This is a genomic window from Actinomadura parmotrematis, assembly GCF_019458805.1.
Taxonomy (GTDB): Bacteria; Actinomycetota; Actinomycetes; order Streptosporangiales; family Streptosporangiaceae; genus Spirillospora; species Spirillospora parmotrematis.
Map to the genome: position 1 here is coordinate 217,259 of NZ_JAIBOA010000008.1, position 19,752 is coordinate 237,010.

At 75.6% G+C, this 19,752-nt stretch carries 19 protein-coding genes; 8 read left to right on the forward strand and 11 right to left on the reverse strand.

The genetic code is table 11. The features are described 5' to 3' along the window. Positions 1-44: 44 nt before the first annotated feature. The 5 genes from K1Y72_RS14830 to rimP form a co-directional block, all read right to left on the reverse strand. Entirely contained in the window at positions 45-353 is a 309-nt protein-coding gene (locus tag K1Y72_RS14830; RefSeq protein ID WP_308287079.1) for a DUF503 domain-containing protein, read from the reverse strand. Between the two features lie 170 nt (positions 354-523). Then, complete coding sequence (gene infB / locus K1Y72_RS14835; RefSeq protein WP_220166878.1) at positions 524-3,583, reverse strand: translation initiation factor IF-2; 3,060 nt, start codon at positions 3,581-3,583, stop codon at positions 524-526. Positions 3,584-3,691: 108 nt separating this feature from the next. Further along, the gene (locus K1Y72_RS14840; RefSeq protein ID WP_308287080.1) at positions 3,692-4,033 is read right to left on the reverse strand and encodes a YlxR family protein; all 342 of its coding nucleotides are present in this window, start codon (positions 4,031-4,033) and stop codon (positions 3,692-3,694) included. A 108-nt stretch (positions 4,034-4,141) separates the two neighbouring features. Further along, complete coding sequence (gene nusA / locus K1Y72_RS14845) at positions 4,142-5,179, reverse strand: transcription termination factor NusA (RefSeq protein WP_220166880.1); 1,038 nt, start codon at positions 5,177-5,179, stop codon at positions 4,142-4,144. A 13-nt stretch (positions 5,180-5,192) separates the two neighbouring features. Then, positions 5,193-5,828 (reverse strand): ribosome maturation factor RimP, encoded by a 636-nt coding sequence (rimP, locus tag K1Y72_RS14850; protein ID WP_220166881.1) that lies wholly within the window; start codon positions 5,826-5,828, stop codon positions 5,193-5,195. Between the two features lie 199 nt (positions 5,829-6,027). Here rimP and K1Y72_RS14855 point away from each other — a divergent pair, with 199 nt between their 5' ends. Further along, positions 6,028-6,546, forward strand: a complete 519-nt coding sequence (locus K1Y72_RS14855; protein WP_220166882.1) for a hypothetical protein — start codon at positions 6,028-6,030, stop codon at positions 6,544-6,546. Next, positions 6,543-7,028, forward strand: coding sequence for a ferritin-like domain-containing protein (locus K1Y72_RS14860; RefSeq protein ID WP_220166883.1), 486 nt, complete (start codon positions 6,543-6,545; stop codon positions 7,026-7,028). The genes K1Y72_RS14855 and K1Y72_RS14860 overlap by 4 nt, the downstream gene beginning before the upstream one ends. A 48-nt stretch (positions 7,029-7,076) precedes the next feature. Here K1Y72_RS14860 and K1Y72_RS14865 read toward each other — a convergent pair whose 3' ends face one another. Continuing rightward, positions 7,077-8,015 (reverse strand): exonuclease domain-containing protein, encoded by a 939-nt coding sequence (locus tag K1Y72_RS14865; RefSeq protein WP_220166884.1) that lies wholly within the window; start codon positions 8,013-8,015, stop codon positions 7,077-7,079. 117 nt (positions 8,016-8,132) lie between these two features. On the opposite strand from K1Y72_RS14865, the gene K1Y72_RS14870 reads away from it, so the two are divergent. Next, positions 8,133-8,375, forward strand: a complete 243-nt coding sequence (locus K1Y72_RS14870; RefSeq protein WP_220166885.1) for a hypothetical protein — start codon at positions 8,133-8,135, stop codon at positions 8,373-8,375. A 35-nt stretch (positions 8,376-8,410) separates the two neighbouring features. Here K1Y72_RS14870 and K1Y72_RS14875 read toward each other — a convergent pair whose 3' ends face one another. Together K1Y72_RS14875 and K1Y72_RS14880 are read right to left on the reverse strand one after the other, a co-directional pair. Beyond that, complete coding sequence (locus K1Y72_RS14875; RefSeq protein WP_220166886.1) at positions 8,411-9,673, reverse strand: alpha/beta fold hydrolase; 1,263 nt, start codon at positions 9,671-9,673, stop codon at positions 8,411-8,413. A 43-nt stretch (positions 9,674-9,716) separates the two neighbouring features. Beyond that, the gene (locus K1Y72_RS14880) at positions 9,717-10,409 is read right to left on the reverse strand and encodes an HAD family hydrolase (protein ID WP_220166887.1); all 693 of its coding nucleotides are present in this window, start codon (positions 10,407-10,409) and stop codon (positions 9,717-9,719) included. Between the two features lie 102 nt (positions 10,410-10,511). Between K1Y72_RS14880 and K1Y72_RS14885 the strand changes: the two genes are divergently transcribed. The 5 genes from K1Y72_RS14885 (at position 10,512) to K1Y72_RS14905 (ending at position 17,239) form a co-directional block, all read left to right on the forward strand. Continuing rightward, complete coding sequence (locus K1Y72_RS14885; protein WP_220166888.1) at positions 10,512-12,062, forward strand: glycosyltransferase family 2 protein; 1,551 nt, start codon at positions 10,512-10,514, stop codon at positions 12,060-12,062. A 101-nt stretch (positions 12,063-12,163) separates the two neighbouring features. Continuing rightward, complete coding sequence (locus K1Y72_RS14890; RefSeq protein ID WP_258572428.1) at positions 12,164-13,369, forward strand: lysylphosphatidylglycerol synthase transmembrane domain-containing protein; 1,206 nt, start codon at positions 12,164-12,166, stop codon at positions 13,367-13,369. A 134-nt stretch (positions 13,370-13,503) separates the two neighbouring features. After that, positions 13,504-14,571 (forward strand): LLM class flavin-dependent oxidoreductase, encoded by a 1,068-nt coding sequence (locus tag K1Y72_RS14895; RefSeq protein WP_220166889.1) that lies wholly within the window; start codon positions 13,504-13,506, stop codon positions 14,569-14,571. Beyond that, positions 14,568-15,623 (forward strand): hypothetical protein, encoded by a 1,056-nt coding sequence (locus K1Y72_RS14900; RefSeq protein WP_220166890.1) that lies wholly within the window; start codon positions 14,568-14,570, stop codon positions 15,621-15,623. Before K1Y72_RS14895 ends, K1Y72_RS14900 begins: the two co-directional genes overlap by 4 nt. Before the next feature lie 62 nt (positions 15,624-15,685). After that, positions 15,686-17,239, forward strand: a complete 1,554-nt coding sequence (locus K1Y72_RS14905) for an AMP-binding protein (RefSeq protein WP_220166981.1) — start codon at positions 15,686-15,688, stop codon at positions 17,237-17,239. 21 nt (positions 17,240-17,260) lie between these two features. Here the strand turns inward: K1Y72_RS14905 and K1Y72_RS14910 are convergent, their stop codons facing one another. The 3 genes from K1Y72_RS14910 to K1Y72_RS14920 form a co-directional block, all read right to left on the reverse strand. Then, entirely contained in the window at positions 17,261-17,917 is a 657-nt protein-coding gene (locus K1Y72_RS14910; protein ID WP_220166891.1) for a hypothetical protein, read from the reverse strand. Between the two features lie 83 nt (positions 17,918-18,000). Next, on the reverse strand, positions 18,001-18,420 hold the full coding sequence (locus tag K1Y72_RS14915) for a Zn-ribbon domain-containing OB-fold protein (RefSeq protein WP_220166892.1): 420 nt from the start codon (positions 18,418-18,420) through the stop codon (positions 18,001-18,003). Further along, positions 18,417-19,592, reverse strand: a complete 1,176-nt coding sequence (locus tag K1Y72_RS14920; protein ID WP_308287081.1) for a thiolase C-terminal domain-containing protein — start codon at positions 19,590-19,592, stop codon at positions 18,417-18,419. The genes K1Y72_RS14915 and K1Y72_RS14920 overlap by 4 nt, the downstream gene beginning before the upstream one ends. Positions 19,593-19,752: the final 160 nt, after the last annotated feature.

The following is a 19,752-nucleotide window of genomic DNA, read 5'->3' on the forward strand; positions in this document are numbered from 1 at the left end:
TACAGCGTCCCCCCTGGCGCCTCCTGGGGCGCCGCGGCGGGCCGCTAGTCCTCGTCGTTGAAGAGCCGCTGCCGCGCCGACAGCAGTTCGATCTCGGGCCGGCCGGCCACCAGCCGCTCGCACCGGTCGAGCACGTCGGTGCAGTTGGCGGCGGTGCCCGACACCACCGCCACCCCGATCCGCGCCCTGCGGTGCAGGTCGTTGTCCCCCGTCTCGGCCACCGCCACCGCCGGGAAGTGCCGCTGCACCTCGGCGATGATCGGCCGGATCACCCCCCGTTTCTGCTTGAGCGAGTGGACGTCGCCCAGCAGCAGGTCCAGTGTCAGCGCGCCGACGAACACCTGGTCGATCACCTCGGTCGTTGTGCCTCAGATGGAACGACGGCGGGGCGGCGGCGTGTTCCCGGCCGGCGGCCGGGGCGGTGCGGCCGCCCCGGCCGCCGACATGACGTGACGCCAGGTTAGAAGATCAACCTGGCGTCACGTCACTGGTTATTCATCCGCTCGTTCGCACGGCCGTCGCCTCAGGCGCGGGGCTTCTCCCGCATCTCGAAGCACTCGATCACATCGCCCGTCTTCAGGTCGTTGTAACCGACGCCGATACCGCACTCGAAGCCCTCGCGGACCTCGGTCGCGTCGTCCTTGAAGCGGCGCAGCGACGACACCGTGAGGTTGTCGGCGACCACGACGCCGTCGCGGACCAGGCGGGCCTTGGCGTTGCGCTGGATGATCCCCGAGGTGACCATGCAGCCGCCGATGTTGCCGATGCGCGGGACCTTGAACAGCTCGCGGACCTCGGCGGTGCCCAGCTGGGCCTCCTCGAACTCCGGCTTGAGCATGCCCTTGAGGGCCGCCTCGACCTCCTCGATCGCCTGGTAGATGACCGAGTAGTAGCGGATGTCCACGCCCTCGCGGTCGGCCAGCTCCTGCGCGTTCCGCTCGGGACGCACGTTGAAGCCGATGATGACCGCGCCCTCGGACGCCAGCGACAGGTTGACGTCGTCCTGGGTGATCGCGCCGACGCCGCGGCGGATGACCCGCAGGCTGACCTCGTCGCCGACGTCGATCTTGAGGAGCGAGTCCTCCAGCGCCTCCACCGAACCGGACACGTCGCCCTTGAGGATGAGCAGCAGCTCGTCGCGCTCGCCGCGCTCCAGGTCCTTGAACAGCTCCTCGAGCGAGGAGCTCTTGCGGGACCGCAGCAGCTCGGCGTTGCGCTTGCGCGCCGTCCGCTTGTCGGCGATCTGGCGGGCCACCCGGTCGTCCTCGACGACCAGGAAGTTGTCGCCCGCGCCGGGCACGGCGGTGAGGCCGAGCACCAGCACCGGGCGGGACGGGCCCGCCTCCTCCAGCTGGTTGCCGTTCTCGTCGAGCATCGCGCGGACGCGGCCGTGGGCCACGCCGCACACGATGGAGTCGCCGACGTGCAGCGTGCCGCGCTGGACGAGGACGGTCGCGACGGCGCCGCGGCCCTTGTCCAGGTGGGCCTCGATGGCCGAGCCCTGCGCCGGCATGTCCGGGTTGGCGACGAGCTCCAGCTCGGCGTCGGCGGTCAGCACGATCGACTCCAGCAGGCCGTCGATGTTGATGCCCTCGCGGGCGGACACGTCGATGAACTGCGTGGTGCCACCGAACTCCTCGGCCACCAGGCCGTACTCGGTGAGCTGGGCGCGCACCCGCTGCGGGTCCGCCCCCTCCTTGTCGATCTTGTTGACCGCGACCACGATCGGGACGCCGGCCGCGTGGGCGTGGTCGATCGCCTCGGTGGTCTGCGGCTTCACGCCGTCGTCCGCCGCGACCACCAGCACCACCAGGTCGGTGGTGTCGGCACCGCGGGCGCGCATGGCGGTGAACGCCTCGTGGCCCGGGGTGTCGATGAAGGTGATCTTGCGGGGCTCGCCGTCCACCTCGGTCTCGACCTGGTAGGCGCCGATGTGCTGGGTGATGCCGCCGGCCTCGCCCGCCACCACGTTGGCGTTGCGGATCGCGTCGAGCAGGCGGGTCTTGCCGTGGTCGACGTGACCCATGACGGTGACCACGGGCGGGCGCGACTGGAGCTCCTCCTCGCCGCCCTCGTCCTCGCCGTACTCGATGTCGAACTGCTCCAGCAGCGCGCGGTCCTCGTCCTCGGGGCTGACGACCTGGACGTCGAAGTCCAGATCGGCGCCGAGGAGCTGCAGGTCGTCGGTGTCGACCGACTGCGTCGCGGTGACCATCTTGCCGAGGTGCATCATGATCGCGACGAGCGACGCCGGGTTGGCGCCGATCTTCTCGGCGAAGTCGGTCAGCGTGGCGCCCTGCGGCAGGCGGATGACCTTGCCGTTGCCGCGCGGGGCGGAGATACCGCCCGACGCGGGGGCCTGCATGTTCTCGAACTCCTGGCGACGCGCCCGCTTCGACTTGCGGGCACGGCCCGGCCGGCCGCCGGGACGCCCGAAGGCGCCCTGCGTGCCGCCGCGGCCGCGCGGCCCGCCGCCACCGGGACGGGGGCCGAAGCCGCCGCCACCGCCGGGACGACCGCCGCCGCCGGCGCGCGGGGCGCCGAAGCCACCGCCGCCGCCACCGGGACGACCGCCGCCGCCGGGACGGCCGCCGCCACCGCCGCCGCCCGGACGGCCACCGCCGCCGGGACGGCCGCCGCCGCCGGGACCGCCGCGGCCCGGCGAGCTCGCCGGACGCGAGGAGGGCATGCTCATCGGGCTGGGGCGCGGACCGCCCGCGCCACCGCCGCCGCCGGGACGCGGCGGCATGGAGCCGGCGCCCGGACGCGGGCCGCCGGCACCGGCGGGACCGCCGGGACGGGGACCGCCCGGACGCGGACCCGGACGGGGACCGCCGGCGCGCTCGTCGCGCGAGGCGGGACCGCCCTCGGTGCGCGGACCGGGACGCGGGCCCGGCTTGGGCGACTGGCCCATGCCGGTGTTGGTCGAGCTGAACGGGTTGTTGCCCGGACGCGGGGAACCCGGACGGCCGCCACCGCCACCGCCGCCGGAGCGGGGCGCGGGACGCGGGCCGGGCTTCGGCGCGCGCGGGCCGGGCTTCGGCCCGGCCGGGGCGGCGCCGCCGGACGGGCGGCTCTGCGCGGCCGGGGCGTTCACCGGCGTGCTCGGCGCCGGCGGGACCGGCCCCGGAGCGGGACGCGGGCCGGGACGCGGCGCGCCGGAGGGCGCGGGCGGCACGGCGGGCGCGGCCGGAGCCGACGGGGCCTGCTGGACGGGCGCGGGCGCGGCCGGAGCCGGATGCGCGGGCGCCTCGGGTGCCGACGGCGCGGAGGCCTGCGGCGCGGGCCGCGGGCCCGGACGCGGGCCGGGCTTCGGGGCGGCCGAACGGTCGCCGCGGTCGCCGCCGCCCGAGGGACCCGGGCGCGGGCCGGGGCGGGGACCGGAGGACGGCTTCTTGGCCGACCCCGGCTTGCCACCGGACTTTCCGGAATTGAAGGCTTCCGTGAGCCTGCGAACGACCGGCGCCTCGATCGTGGAGGACGCCGACCGTACGAACTCGCCCATCTCGGTGAGCTTGGCCATGACGACCTTGCTCTCTACCCCGAACTCCTTGGCGAGCTCGTATACACGGACCTTGGCCACTGCACTCCCTACTCGGTCCGGGGGTGCGGCCACCGGACCGTGGTTACCTTGCCGTACTCATCGCGGCGTGCTCATCGAGCGCTCATAGCAATCTCGACCTGCTTCCGACTAGACGTCGCTTACCGATTGGCCATCCTGCTGCTGCGCGGACTGCACCGCAAGCCCGTCCCGTAGCGCACCGGAGTCGAGCGGTCCCGCCAGGCGGAACGCCCGGGGGAACGCCCGACGGCGTTCGGCGAGCTCCAGGCACGCCGGATCGGGGTGCAGGTGGGCGCCCCGTCCCGGCAGCCGCCCGCGGCCATCAGGAACGATGACGTTCCCGACGACCACCAGGCGCAACAGGTCGGACTTGGCCGTGCGAGCCCGACAGCCCACACACGTGCGCATCGGGACCGACCGGCCACGTGGCATGAGTCTACCGCGCCCGGACGCCCCGGGGTCCTGCCGCATGCCGTCCACGTCCCCCCGACCGTCCGGAGCCGGGGCCGATCCCGGCCCCGGCGTGACCTACCTCATACCTTCCCGGGCGCGCCCGGGGTCATCCGCGCCGCTCGGGCGCTACTCCGCGCCCGCCCGCTCGTCGCGCCGCTCGGCCTGGCGGTCGTCCCGCCGCTCGTCGCGGCCGGGCTGCTGCTCGGTGTCGGCGCGGATGTCGATCCGCCAGCCGGTGAGGCGGGCGGCGAGGCGGGCGTTCTGGCCCTCCTTGCCGATCGCCAGCGACAGCTGGTAGTCGGGCACGATCACCCGGGCGACGCGGGCGTCGGCGTCGACGACCTCGACCGAGGTGACCCGCGCCGGCGACAGCGCGTTGCCGACGAACTCGGCCGGGTCCTCGGCGAAGTCCACGATGTCGATCTTCTCGCCGTGCAGCTCGGCCATGACGTTGCGGACCCGGCTGCCGACCGGGCCGATGCAGGCGCCCTTGGCGTTCACCCCGGGCTTGCGCGAGCGCACCGCGATCTTGGTGCGGTGGCCGGCCTCGCGGGCGATCGCGGCGATCTCCACGGTGCCGTCGGCGATCTCGGGGACCTCCAGGGCGAACAGCTTGCGCACCAGGTTCGGGTGGGTGCGCGACAGCTGCACCGACGGGCCGCGGTGGCCCTTGCGGACCTGGACCACGTAGGCGCGCAGCCGCTCGCCGTGCTCGTAGCGCTCGCCCGGCACCTGCTCCTGGGGCTGCAGCACCGCCTCGATCTTGCCGAGGTCGACCAGCACGTTGCGCGGGTCGTTGCCCTGCTGGATGATCCCCGACACGATGTCGCCCTCGCGGCCGGCGTACTCGCCGAAGGTGAGCTCGTCCTCGGCGTCGCGCAGCTTCTGCAGGATGACCTGCTTGGCGGTGGTCGCGGCGATGCGGCTGAAACCCTCGGGGGTGTCGTCGTATTCCCGGACCGCGTCGCCCTCGTCGTCGGTCTCGGTGGCCAGCACCGTGACGTGGCCGGTGGCGCGGTCCACCTCGACCCGGGCGCGCGCGGCGGCGCCCTCGGTCCGGTGGTAGGCGATCAGCAGTGCGTCTTCGATGGCCTTGATCGCGACCTCCAGCGAGATGTCCTTCTCGCTCTCCAGGGCGCGCAGGGCCGTCATGTCGATGTCCATGAGGCTCCCCCCTCTACTCCGGCTCGGCCGGAGAACGCGTTTCGTCGGGCTCGGCGGGCTCGCCGGCGGCCTCGTCGCCGGGCGCGGCGGGCTCGCCGGGACGGCTGAACTCCACCTGCACGCGGCCGCTCGCCAGTTCGGCGTGGCCGTAGCGGCGCCGGTCCGTGCGGGGCTTGGCGCCCTTGGCCTTGGCCCTGGTCACCACGTCCAGCTCGACGCCCTCGCCGTCGGCCGCGACGACGCGGCCCTCGACCTCGTCGCCGTCCGCGAGCCGGACCTGCACCAGCCGGCCGGCGGCGCGCCGCCAGTGACGCTCCTCGGTGAGGGGGCGGTCGACGCCCGGCGAGGTGACCTCCAGGACGTAGGGGGCGCTGCCCATCACGTCGGAGGCGTCCAGGAGGTCGGAGGCGATGCGGCTGACGTCGGCGATGTCGTCGAGGTCGACGCCGTCGTCGGCGTCCACCACGACCTTGACGAGGCGGCGGCGGCCGGCGGACCGGACGTCGACCTCCTCCAGGTCGTACCCGGCGGCGGTGACCGCGGGCTCCAGCAGCCGGGTCAGCTCGGCGTGCGCGCCGGCCCGGCCGGCCGGGGACGCTCCGCCGTCGCGGCCCCGCTGAGCGTGTCCGCCGTCGGACTCGACGCTCATGGGACCTCCTCGTGTTGTGGTGTGGCCGCCTGTGTCGGGTCGGCCCTTCAAGACTATCGACAGCCGGACACCCCAGCGGTCTTTCGGTCGGCTCACCGGCGCGCCGGGTGTGGAATGCTGGAGGCGCCCGCCGCCCGGACGGCGAACGCGGGCCCGGCCCGTCCCGGCCGCTCCGGATCCCGCGACGAGGAGAGCACGCGTGCCCGATGCCAGCGCCCCCGTCCGGCGGCGTCCCGTCCTCGGTGCGGCCCTGCTGGGGGCGGGGGCGCTCGCGGTGCCGCTGCTCGGCGGGTGCCGCCGGGCGGACGCGACGAAGGCGTCGGCGCGCGCCGAGGTGCCCGTCCTGGTCGGCGCGATGGCCGCCGAGCAGGACCTCATCGCCCTCTACGAGGCCGCGCGCGGCGCGCACGCGGCGCTGGCGGGCGTCCTGGACCCCATCCTCGCGCATCACCGCGAGCACCTGGACGTGCTGCGCCGCCACTACCTGCCGGGGTCGGGCGACCGCGCGGGCGAGGGCGGCGCGACGCCGTCCCCGCACACCACGACGGTGCCGTCCTCCAGGTCCAAGGCGCTGGCCGCGCTCCGCGCCGCCGAGTCGCGCGCGGCGGCCGCGCGGGTGGCGGACGTCACCGAGGCGAGCGCGGGGCTGGCGCAGCTGCTGGCGAGCATCGGCGCCTGCGAGGCGGGGCACGCGGCGTTCCTGGCGAGGCCGGCGTGACCCGGGGCGTCGACGCGCTCCAAGCGGCGCTGCGGGCCGAGCACGCGGCGGTGTACGGGTACGGGGTGCTCGGCGCGCGGCTGCGGCCGCCGCTCCGCGACACCGCGACGCAGCTGTGGAACGCGCACCGGTCGGCGCGCGACGCCCTGGCGTCCCGGATCACCGGGCTCGGCGGCCGGCCCGACGCGGCGGCCGCCGCCTACCGGCTGCCGGTGCGGGTCACCTCGGCGCGGACGGCCGCGCAGCTCGCCGCGGCGCTGGAGGACGACCTCGTCACCGCCTACACGGGTCTCGCGGGCGTGCCGGGCGGGGCCCTGCGCACGCTCGGCGCCAAGGCGATGCAGCAGGCGATCGCGCGGTCGGTGATGTGGCGGGCGAACGCCGGTCAGGGACCGCCGCCGGCGGCGTTCCCGGGGCTCCCGGCGAGCGCGCTGCCGCCGCGTCCCGAGCCGGGCGAGCAGACCGGCGAGCCGCGCGGCTAGGCCGTGTCTCGACGTCGCGCAGTAGGGCGGATGGCGTCGAGACACGGCCTAGCGGGGGACGCCCGGGCGGACGTCGTCCAGCAGGGCGAGGAAGGCGTCCTCGGTGAGGAACGGGACGCCCTCGGCGAGGGCGCGGCGGGCCTTGGCGCTGCCGGAGCGGGGGTCGTTGGCGACGAGCGCGCTCGTGGTGCGGCTGACCGAGCTCATCATGTCGAGCCCGGCCGCCGAGCCGCGCCGCGACAGCTCGAACCGGTCCACGGCGGTGTCGCCGGTGATGGCGACCTTCATGCCCTGCACCAGCGGGCCGCCGGGCGCGAGCCGCCCCGGGCAGCGGAACGCGCAGGGCACCTTGGGGATCGGCGGCCGGTACAGGAACTGGGCGGGCGGGCCGTCCATCACCGGGAGCGTGACGCCGCCGGCCGCCGCGCCCGCGAGCAGGCCGCGGAAGACGCCGGCGAGGGCGCGGGTGTCCTCCAGGGCGTCGTGCGCGCGGGCGTGGCCGACGCCGTAGTGGGCGGCGAGGGTGCCGAGCTTGAGGTTCGGGGTGGGCAGCGCGAGGCGGCGGCTCAGCATCAGCGTGCAGAGCCAGGACCCGATCGGCGAGGGGACGCCGGCGCGGCCGAACTCGCCGGTCAGGAAGGCGTGGTCGAAGGGGGCGTTGTGGGCGACCAGGACGCGCCCCTCCAGCAGCCCGGCGAGGTCGCCCGCGACCTGCTCGAAGGTCGGCGCGCCCGCCAGGACCTCCCGGGTCAGGCCGTGGACGTGCACGGGCCCGGGGTCGCAGCCGGGGTCCAGCAGGGTGCTGTACTCGGCGGCCGGGGTCCCGTCCGGCCCGGCGGTGATCACCGCGACCGACAGCACCCGGTGCCGCCCGGCGAGCAGGCCGGAGGTCTCCACGTCCACGATCGCCCAGTCGCGGGCGGTGTCCCGGGGGGCGGCCGGGCCGCCCGCGAGCGCGGCGGCCGGGCTGCTCAGGGGGACGGGCATGACGCCAGGTTAGCGCCGGACGGGCGCACCCCCTGCGACCCGTTGGGAACTTTGTCCGCTTTCACGGCGTTCACTCCTGTTACCGGATCTGGCTTCACTCGGGGGAGGAAACCAGCGATGACCGTCGAACAGCACACCGGCCACTCCGACCTCAGCGAGCTGCGCGCGGCCTACCGCGAGCAGCTCGCCCAGCTCACGGCCGAGCGGGACGAGGCGCGCGGGCAGGCGCACCGGGCGCGCGCGGAGGCGGTGACCGCGCGGGCCGACCTGGCGCGGGTCAACGCCAAGGTGGAGGAGCTCTTCAAGATCGCGGGGGTGCCGCGGGAGGACGGGCGCCCGGCCTCCGACCACCCCGGCTGACCTCCGGCGGGCGGGCGCCGCTCACACCTCGCCGCTCACACCTCGCCGCGCGCCATGGCGCGCAGGCGGGCGAACACGCGCCCGTCCGCGGCGAGCCCGTTGTGCGCGTACTCGCTGGTCACCCACGGTTTCAGGCCGCGGATGGCGGCGGCGGTGCGCAGGGAGTCCTCGCGGTCGACGTACATGTCGTCGTGGTAGACGGCGGCGGCGACCGGGACGGTGTTGGCGGCGAGCCGCCCGGCGTCGTAGAGGGCGGGCCAGTCCGCGCGGTCGGCGAGCAGCCCGGCGGCGTCGCGGAGGGGGCGGAGCGCGGGGTCCTCGTCGAAGAACCACGGGTAGATCATCTCGCCGGTGAACCGGACCTCGTCCGCGTCGGGGGCGAACTCGGGGAACTCGGCGCGCACCCGCTCGGCCGCCCACCGCGACGCCCCGCCCTGGCAGTAGATCGCCTCGTGCAGCAGCGCGTAGAGCGGCTGCCCGGCGTAGGAGACCTCCGCGTCCACGCCGCGCAGGAACGCGTCGGAGAGCTCCTCGCCCGCGAACGCCTCCTCCAGCAGGAAGTGCAGGGCGTCGAAGCGCGCGGACGATCCGAAGGCGATGCCGAGCGTCTGGAAGCGGCGCGGCGTCAGCCGGTCTCCCCCGGGCAGGCGCACGTCGTGCTCGGCGAGGTGGTCCCGGACGCGCCGGGCGGCGTCCCGGTCGCCGGGGTAGCGGGCGAAGTAGCGCTCGTTGTGGGCGAGGACGCGCGGGTAGGCGGCGCGGTACACCTCGTCGGGGCCGGTGGTGAGACCGGGCAGGCCGCCGGTGACGAACGCCTCGGCGAGGCCCTCGGGCGCCTGCGACAGGTAGGTGACGGTGCAGAAGCCGCCGAAGCTCTGCCCGAGGACGCTCCAGGGCCGGTCGCCCGCCAGGCGGCGGCGGAGCAGTTCGGCGTCGCGGACGATCGCGTCGGCGCGGAAGTGGCCGAGGTAGGCGGCGGCGTCCGCCGGGTCCGCGGGAAGGGTCTGCCGGGTGGCGGGGGTGCTGCGGCCCGTGCCGCGCTGGTCCATGAGCAGCACCCGGTAGTGCTTCAACGCCTCGGGCAGCCAGGCGGCGCCGGCGTTCGGCCGGGTGGCCTTGCCCCCGGGACCGCCCTGGAGGAACAGCAGCCAGGGGAGTCCCGCGTCCTCGCGGCCCGCCGCCACGACCTCGCGCGCGTACAGCCCGATCGCCGGCCCGCCGGGGTCGGCGTGGTCGAGCGGGACGTCGAGCAGGTGGTCGGTGCAGACCATGCCGGGCAGGCGGAAGGAGGCGGGCATGCCCTCCACGCTACAAGGCGCGCCGCAAGGCCCTGGCCTGCGGTCAGCGGCCGTCCGACCAGCGGTCGATGTGCGGGAGCAGCTCGTCCAGGCCGCTGATGACGGCGTCGGGGACGACGTCGTGCGGGGGGACGCTGCCGTTCGGGAGCAGGACGGCGCGGAGCCCCGCGGACTGGGCGCCGTGGATGTCGTCGTAGGGGCGGTCGCCGACGAACACGCAGGCGGCCGGGTCGTCCGCGCCGACCGCGTCCATCGCGGCCCGGAAGGCGTCCGCGTGCGGCTTGGTCCAGGGGATCTCGCTGGAGTAGACGGCGCCGTCCAGCAGCTCCAGCACCCCGTCCCGGGCGAAGATCCGCTCGTGCCAGGCGCGCGACCACGTGGTGTTGGACAGCACGCCGACCTTGATGCCGCGCTCGCGCAGGGCGCGCAGCAGCGGGAAGGCGTGCGGGTCGGTGTAGGTGTGCGGCGTCCACGCCTCGTACCAGGCGGCGAGCAGGGTCTCGGACGCCGCGACGCCGGCGAGCGCGAAGATCTCGTCGAGGGTGCCGCTGCGGTGCTCGTCCCGGCACCGCCGCCACAGCTCGTCCTCGGCGTCCAGCAGCGCCACCGCGGCGCGCTCCACCTCCCCGGCCGGCAGGTGCGCGGCGCAGAGCTCGCGCCACATCTCGCCGAGCGAGACGTCGTGCCAGGGGGTCAGCGTGCCGCCCCAGTCGAAGATCACCGCGTCGATGGCCACGCCCGGATCGTAGGCGGGCCGGGGCGTAACCGGAAAGGCCCGGCGCGCGATGTTCCGGACGAACCGCCCCCTTGATCCGCCCTTCCGGGCCGAGGAGACCGCATGGCCGCCCCACGTGCGATCACCGCCACCGTCGCCGCCGTCACCGCCGTCCTGGCCCTCGCCGCCGCGCCGGCGGGCGCGGCGCCCGTCCCCGACGGCCCGGGGAAGGGCCTCCTGCCCGCCTATCTCGGCTCCCCCGCCGTCCCGCACCGGCTGCCCGGCGCGCCCGTGCCCGCCAACCCGTACATGGGCGCGGTCGGCCTGTCGTCCATGCACGCCGACAGCTACGCCTCCGACACCTACCCGTTCGCCGGGCCGCTCGGCCGCGAGCCGCAGGTGCGGTCGGAGGCCAAGGGCGGCGGGCTGCCCGGCCTCTGCTCGACCGTCGCCTTCGCCCGCCGCACCGGCCTCATCGTCGCCCAGTGCACCAGCGGGCCGACGTTCACGCTCCGGCTGATCGACCCGAGGACGCTCCGGGACCTCGCGACCTACGCGCTCCCGCCGCGCGCCTCGACCGTGCAGGCGGTGGTGAGCGGCGACCTGGACAAGGTCCTCACCGACACCTCCGGCGGCGCCTACTACTACCTGGACCCGCAGGACCGCGCCGTCGTCGCCGACGCGGCCTTCCACGTGCGCCGCTTCGCGCACGCCCGGGGCGCCGGCGGGACGTGGCGCTTCCAGGTCACCGACGACTGGGACCTCAGCGGCCTGCTCCCCCACGACTGCGCCACCTGGACGAACCCCTGGCCGAAGGGCGCCTGCGACCCGATCACCGCGGTCGGCCCGGACTGGACCGGCCTCATCTGGTGGGTCACCCGCCAGGGCCGCGTCGGCACCCTCGACCCGCGGACCGGCGCCGCGCGGTCCGTCCGGCTCGCCGGCGAGGAGGTCCAGAACTCGTTCGCGGCCGCCGAGGACGGCGTCTCGGTCGTCTCCGACCACGCCCTCTACCGGATGCAGGCGGGACCGGACGGCACCCCGCTCGTCCGCTGGCGGCGCGCCTACGACCGCGGGACCGCCCGCAAGCCCGGCCAGATCGACCAGGGCTCGGGCACCACCCCGACGTTCTTCGGCGACGGCCTGGTGGCGATCACCGACAACGCCGACGACCGCATGCACGTCGTCGTCCGCGACCGCCGCACCGGGCGGCTCGTCTGCCGGGTCCCGGTGTTCGGCAGCGGGCGGAGCGCGACCGACAACTCCCTCATCGGGTACGGGAACAGCCTGTTCGTGGAGAACAACTACGGCTACCGCAACTTCTTCGAGCTGCCTCCGGGCGGCTCGTCGGCCGGCGGCGTCAGCCGGGTGGACGTGACCGGCTCGGGTTGCCGCACGGTCTGGACGAGCGCCGAGCGCTCGCCGTCCACCGTCGCCAAGGCGTCCGTCGCGAACGGGCTCGTCTACCTCTACACCAAGGAGCCGCGCAAGGACCTGATCGACGCCTGGTACCTGACGGCGGTGGACGCGCGCAGCGGCCGGACCGCGTACAAGGTGCTGACCGGAACCGGCAAGTGGTTCGACAACAACTGGGCGCCGATCACGCTCGGTCCCGACGGCACCGCCTACGTGGGCGTCCTCGGCGGGCTCGTCGCCGTGCGGGACCGCGGCTGACGTGACACAGGTCACGTCGCGAATTTTGGACGCGTAAGGGGGAATGCCTTTACCTGGGCAGAGGTTGCCCCAAGCGGACCAGCTTGCGAGGTGACCGGTACATGGCAGAGGTGATGGCCGCGCCGGCGCACGCCTCCGCCGCTCCCGACACCGGCGAGGACACGGGCGCGCCGATGGAGCGCCCCGGCCGCAGGTCGGGCCGGCGCACCCTGCTGGTGCAGTGGGGCCTCGTCCTGCTCGGGCTCGCCACGCTGCCCTTCCTCAGCGACCAGCTCCCCGACCTCGGGGAGATCTGGAGCGCCGCGCGCGGCGCCGACCCGGGCTGGCTGCTCGTGGTGGTCCTCGCCGAGGCCGGGTCCATGGGCGCCTTCGCCCGCCTCCAGCGGCGCCTGCTGAAGGTCGGCGGGCTGCGCGTCGGGATGCGCCGGATGTTCGCGATCACCTACGCGGGCAACGCGCTGTCCACGACGCTGCCGGCCGGCCCGGCGGTGAGCGTGGTCTTCACCTTCCAGCAGTTCCGGCGGAGCGGCGCGTCCGCGCGCCTCGCCACCGCCGTCATCATCCTCGGCGGCGTCATCACGACCACCGCCTACACCGCGATCGGGCTGCTCGCCCTGCTCGCCGACCCGACCGCCCGCGGCCTCGCCGGGGCGGCCCTCGCCGTCCCCGCCGCGCTCGTCCCGCTCGCTGTCCTCGCGCTGGCCCGCCCCCGCTCGCGGGCGCTGCTCGCGCGGGCCGTCCGCCGCCCCGTCGCCGCGATCGCCCGGCACCGCCGGATCGAGCCGTGGGCGCGGCGCCTCCGCGACGGCCTGAAGGCGCTGCGGCCGACCCGCCGCGACTGGACGGTCCTCGCGCTGCTGGCGGTCGCCAACTGGACGGCCGACATCCTGGCGCTGTTCGCGGCGGCCCGCGCCGTCGGCATCGAGGTCGCCCCGACCGGCGTCACCCTCGCCTACTTCGCCGCGCAGGCGGCCGGCAGCCTGCTGCCGCTGCTGCCCGGCGGCATCGGCGCGATCGAGAGCAGCATGGCCGCGTCGCTGGTCGCCTTCGGCGCCACCCTCGCCCCGGCGGGCGCGGCCGTCGGGCTGTACCGCCTGGTGTCCTACTGGATCGTCGTCGGCGTCGGCTGGCTCGCCTGGCTCGCCCTCCAGGAGGGGCCGCGCCTGTCGGCGCGCACCCGGGCGCGCCTCGCCGGCACCGGCCGCGCGCTCCTCGCCGGGTTCGGCGCCTACGGCCTCTGCGGCGCCTACGGGTCCGCCGGCGCGGGCGTCCCCGTGCCCGCGCCCGCCGAGCCGCCCGCCTCCTGACCGGCGCCCGGCCCGCGCCCGCTCCCCCGCCCCCGCCCTCCCGGCGACTTGTTGCGGTGGTCCCCTGCTGCTAATCTCCCAAGCGAGCGCTTGGTTTAATTCGGCACAGCGGAGCATTACACACCGGAGGCTCGATGACGTCCCTACGGGTCAGCCTTGGCTACGAACTCGAAGTGCGCGGCCGCTCCCGGGAGGTGGAGCGGCGCGCGTTCGAGAACGTCATGGACCAGGTCGTGCTGGCCGACGAGCTGGGATTCGACACCGCCTGGTTCGTCGAGCACCACTTCACCCGCGGGTTCTCCCACTCCTCGGCCCCCGACCTGGTGCTGGCCGGCATCTCGCAGCGCACCGAGCGCATCCACCTCGGGCTCGGCGTCGTGCTGCTGCCGTTCCAGTCGCCGATCCGCACCGCCGAGCGGGTCGCCACCCTGGACGTGATCAGCGGCGGCCGGGTCGAGTTCGGCACCGGGCGCGGCGCGTCCCCCCTGGAGTACCAGGCGTTCCAGCGGCCCTTCGAGCAGTCCCGCAAGCTCTGGGAGGAGTCCCTGGAGGCGGTCCTGGCCATCTGGAACGCCGACGGGCAGCCGGTCAGCCGGTCCGGGGAGTACTTCGAGATCCCCGACGTGGCGGTCTACCCGCGGCCGGTGCAGGAGCCGCACCCGCCGGTGTGGGTCGCCTCGACCTCGCTGGACGGCTACCTCGCCGCCGCCAAGCAGGGCTACAACCTGCTCGGCATGACGATGCTGAAGGGCCTGGACGCGGTCGCCGAGGACATCGCGCAGTACAAGCGGTGCCTCGCCGACAACGGGTTCGATCCCGAGTCGCGGCGGATCGCGCTGATGATCCCCTGGTACGTCGCGCCGACCCAGCAGGAGGCGGTGGACACCGCCGCCGACCCCGTCCTCTGGTACCTGCGCCGGCAGATCAACCTGGTCGCGCCGCCCGACTACACCGACGCCCGGCACGCCACCCACCGCGTCCTCGGCCAGCAGGCCGTCGGGATGCCGCCGGAGGAGGCGATGGCGATCCTGCGCGACCAGACCATGGTCGTCATCGACGACGTGGAGGGCTCGCGCAAGGCCGCCGAGCGCGTCCGGGCCGCCGGCGCCACCGACCTCATCCTCCAGGCGCAGGTCGGCGGCCTCGCCCACGAGCACGTCTGCGCCTCGATGAAGCTGTTCATGCAGGAGGTCGCCCCGTGAGCTGGCCGACCCGCGCCACCCTCCCCGGCGGCCGCTCGGCCCGGGGGCTGCTGGCGGTCTCCCCCGAGGGGCAGCTCGTCGCGCCGGTCGACGCCGCCGCCGCCCGCGAGCTCGCCGCCGCGACGCTGCGCGCGGCGGGCATCGGCGAGCGCGACCGCGTCGTCGTCGCGCTGAACGACGACGGCGAGCCCGCCGGCTCGCTGATCGCGCAGGCCGCCGCGGACGTCGCGCAGGCCGCCGCGTCGGTCGGCCCGCGCGGCCGGATGCGGCTGCACACCGCGCTGGAGGCGGTCGGCGCGACCGCGCTGGTCGCCACCCCGACCGGCGCCATGGACTTCCTCGCCCGGCTGCACCTGGAGTTCCTGCTCGACCCCCTCGACCTGGAGCTGCGGCACATCCTGCTCGTCGGCGAGATCGCCTCGGCCGGCGCCGGGGCGCAGCTCGCCGCCGAGTTCGAGGCGTCGGTCCGCGAGCTGTACGCCGACCCGGTGTTCGGCGTCCCGGTCGCCTGGCGCGACCCCGGCGAGGCGCTGCTCACCCCCGTCCGCGACGGGATCCTCGGGCTCGCGCCGCCGGCCAAGGACGCGCCGCTGGAGGCGCCGCACGACGCCGGCCTCGCCGAGATCACCGTCCGGCACGCCTGGCACGACGGGCCGGTCCGCACCGGGCACGCGGTCCGGCTCGCGGGCGGCGAGACCGGGATCCCCGCCCCGGCGCACACCGTCGGCGAGCACGTGCTGGTCAAGGGCCGCTGGCTGTCCGTCCCCAAGATCGCCGCCGCGCTGTCGAAGATCGACGGCATCGCGCGGTGGGACCTGCGGATCAGCCGCGCCGGCACCCTGGACACCGCCCGCCTGCACGTGGCGTTCAACCGCGACACCCTCGTCAAGAACCCCATGTGGAAGGGCCGCGTCCAGCAGGCCCTGTACGCGCTCACCCCGATCGGCGTCGAGGTCGTGGTGGAGCCCGAGGTCGCCGAGGAGCGGCGGCCGGGCACCGTGACCGACGAGCGCGGCCACCACCTCGGGCGCGACCGCGCCCAGGTGTCGTGAACCCGGCCGGCGCGGGCGCCGAGGACCTGGCGCCCGTCCCCGCCTGGGGCACGATCCCGCGCATGCTGCGCGACCAGGCCGCCGGCCACCCGGGCGTCGTCGCCGTCGTGGCCGGCGACGCCCGGCTCACCCTCGCCGACCTGCGGGAGCGGGCCGCCGAGACGGCGCGGGCGCTCATCGCGCTCGGCGTCGAGCGCGGCGACCGGGTGTCGGTGTGGGGGCCGAACGACCCCGACTGGGTCGTCGCGGCCTACGGCGTCTGGGACGCCGGCGGCGTCATCGCTCCGCTGTCCACCCGGTTCAAGGGCCTGGAGGCGGCCGCGCTGCTCCGCAAGGTCGGCGCGAAGGTGCTGCTCGTCGCCGAGGGCTTCATGGGCACCTCCTACCTGGACATGCTGAAGGACGCCGACCTGCCCGACCTGGAGCACGTCGTCGTCCTCGGCACCGCCCCGGGCCGCCCCGGCGTCCTCACCTGGGCGGAGTTCCTCGCGCGCGGCGCGGAGGTCGCGCCGGAGGCGGGCGAGGAGCGGGCGCTCGCGGTCGGCGGCGGCGACCTCGCCTCGATCATGGCGACGTCCGGGACGACCGGCGCCCCGAAGGGCGTCGAGCTGTTCCACTCCCAGCTCCTGCGCGGCTACTGGGACTGGTCGGAGGTCGTCACCCTCACCGAGGGCGACCGGTACCCGATCATCGCGCCGTTCTCGCACGGCTTCGGCATCAACGCCGGGCTGCTCGCCTGCGTGCTGCGCCGCGCCACGATGATGCCGGTCGCGCTGTTCAAGCCGGACGAGCTGATGGACCTCATCGAGCGCGACCGGGTGAGCGTCCTCGCCGGCGCCCCGCCGATGTTCTTCAAGATCCTCGACGAGCTCGACGGGCGGGACGTGTCGTCGCTGCGGGTCGGGATCTGCGGGGCGGCCGCCGTCCCGCCCGAGCTGATCCGCCGGCTGGTGGACCGGGTCGGCCTGCAGCGGATGATCAACGCCTACGGGCTGATGGAGGGCACCGTCGTCACCATGACGCGGGCCGGCGACCCGGTCGAGGTCATCGCCGCGACCACCGGCCGCACGGTGCCCGGCGTCACGGTGCGGGTGGTGGACGACGCCGGCCGCGACCTGCCGCCCGGCGAGCCGGGCGAGATCCTCATCGGCGGCTACGGCGTCATGCGCGGCTACTGGGACGACCCCGAGCGCACCGCCGAGGCCGTGGACGCGGGCGGCTGGCTGCACAGCGGCGACATCGGGATCCTCGACGACGCCGGCAACCTCGCCATCGTCGACCGCAAGAAGGAGATGTTCATCGTCTCCGGTTTCAACGCCTACCCCGCCGAGATCGAGGGGCTGCTGCTGCGCTGCCCGCGGGTCGGGCAGGTCGCGGTGATCGGCGTGCCGGACGAGGCGCTCGGCGAGGTCGGCTGGGCCTACGTCGTGCCGCCCGCCGGGGCCGGGCCGGGCGCGGGCGTCGACGCGGACGCGATCATCGCGTGGGCGCGCGCCAACATGTCCAACTACAAGGTGCCGCGCCGGGTGATCGCGGTGGACGCGCTGCCGGTGAACGCCAACGGCAAGATCGACAAGCCCGCGCTGCACGCGCGGGCCGCCGCCGAGCGCGGCTGACCGCACCGGCCCCGCGGGGCGTCAGCCGAGGCCGAACGCCGCGCGCGTCCAGTCGTACTGGGCGCGCGCGATCTCGGCCAGCCCCGCCAGGACGGGGTCGCCGGACCCCGCGCCGACGCCGGCGGCGGTGAACGCCTCCTCGGCGCCCCCCGGCGGCCCGTACACGATGACGCCGCGGCCCGTCCGGTCGGCGGCCCACACGACGGTGATCGGCCGGGCGCCCGGCGAGGACTCCAGGTCGCCGGGGTGCAGCAGCCCCTCGCCGAGGTTGGCGGCGAGCGCGTCGGCGGCCGCGCTCGATCCCGGCTCCACCGCGTGCGCGCCGAAGCAGACGGCGGCGGCGTCGTAGCGCAGCATCCGCTGCATGCGCTGCTCCTGCAGCCCGTAGGAGCCGGGCGGGGGCACCGGCGCGGCCCGCAGCGCCCCGGCCAGGCCGTGGACGAAGGCGCCGAGGTCGCCGGCCGCCGCCTCCCAGGAGCCGGGGCCGGGCGCGAGGCGGACGAAGCCCGGCATCGGGAACGGCGGGTCGGGCAGCGTGTTCTGGCAGATGTGCAGCGCCGGTTCGGCCGGGGCGCCGCCGAGGTGCTCGGCGAGCACGGCGTGCGCCACCTGCCCGAGCGGTCCCTGCCCGTGGTCGGGGGCGTTGGCGGCCGACCGCAGCGTCTGTTGGTCGCTCATGCGCCCAGCCTCGCAGCACCGGCCGGGACGGGCGGCCGCTATCCGCGATGTCCGCTACCTGCGCTTTGCCGGGGTCCGCGGGTTCAGGGCGCGGCGGCGCGCGGGCGCCAGTTGACGATCGTGGCGCCCGCCCCGTCCGGGGCGTCCTCGAAGACGGCCTCGACCGGCAGGCCGTCGCGCAGGCCGGCGGCGTCGCCGCCCGCGAGGCCGCCGTACATGAGCAGGTCCTCGCCCTCGTCGAGGCGGACGAGCAGCACCGGGAACGGCACGAGCTCCTTCATCGGGCGCAGGAACACCTGGTGGTTGACGATCCAGCTGTAGACGCGGCCGGTGCCCGCGACCGGCGTCCACTCGTACTCCAGCGAGCGGCACCGGTTGCAGACGGCCCGCGCCGGGAAGCGCAGCGCGCCGCAGCCGCCGCAGCGCTGCACGGTGAGCTCGTGCCGGCGCACCGCCTCCCACCAGGGGGCGGAGTCGCGGTCCGGCTCGGGCGGGATCATCATCGGTCGCTCCGCAGGATCAGGGCCGAGGTGCCGGCGAGGACGTACCCGGGCTGGGCGGTGGACAGGGCGACCTCCGCGCCGGGGACCTGCCGGTCCCCCGCGGTGCCGCGCAGCTGGGCGACGGCCTCGGCGATGTGGTTGATGCCGTGCACGTAGCCCTCCGACAGGAAGCCGCCGTGGGTGTTGACCGGCAGCTCGCCGTCCAGGGCGAGCGCGCCCGACGCCGCGTAGGGGCCGCCCTCCCCCTTGGCGCAGAACCCGTAGTCCTCCAGCTGCACGACCACCGAGTAGGTGAAGCAGTCGTAGAGCTCGGCGACGTCGATGTCGCCCGGACCGACGCCCGCCATCGCGTAGAGGCGCGGCGCGATGCGGGCCGCCTCGGTCACGGTCAGGTCGGTGCCCGACGGGACGCTGCCCGCGCCGGAGAAGAAGCTGTCGCCGCCGCCCCAGGCCGCGCCGGACACGAGCACGGGCGGTTGCCGCAGGTCGCGGGCGCGCTCGCGGGAGGTGACGACGACGGCGCAGGCGCCGTCGGTCTCCAGGCAGCAGTCCAGCAGCCGGAGCGGCTCGGCGATCCAGCGCGAGGCCAGGTAGTCGTCCATCGTGATCGGGTCGCGCTTCAGGGCGCGGGCGTTCTTGACGGCGTTGGCGCGCTGGCCGACCGCGATCGCGCCGAGCTGCTCGTGCGTCGTCCCGTAGGCGTTCATGTGCGCGCGGGCGGACATGGCGAACTGCTGCGGCGGCGCGAAGTAGCCGTAGGGCGCCTGGTACTGGACGTCGAACAGCGGCGCCGGGCCGCGCCCCGTCCCGCCCATGCGGAACTCCGAGCGGGCGTTGATGGCGCGGTAGCAGACGACCGTCTCGGCGACGCCCGCGGCGACCGCCATCGCGGCCTGCGCGACCACCGAGTGCGAGACGCTGCCGCCGCCGAACTGGTCGAGGTACCAGCGCACCTCGGGGACGCCGAGCGCGGGCGCGACCACCCACGGCGGGGTGGAGTCGCCGACGCGGTGGGTGGCGAGGGCGTCCACGTCGTCGACGGTGAGGCCGGCGTCGTCGAGGGCGGCGAGGATCGCGCGCGCCGCGAGGGTGAGCGTGGAGACCCCCGAGTCCTTGCTGAAGGGGGTGTAGCCGACCCCCGCGATGGCCGTCCGGTCCCGCAGGCCGCTCACGCGCCCTCCTCGCTGTCCGGGCCCGCTCATCCAAGCAAGCGCTTGGCCGCAAGCCTAGGCGGGCGCCGCCGGCGCCGTCAACGCCGCGCACAGGCGCCCCCGGGCGGCCGCCCTCCGCCCATGGACGGAGGGCGGGACCGGACTTTGGACCGAGATCGCG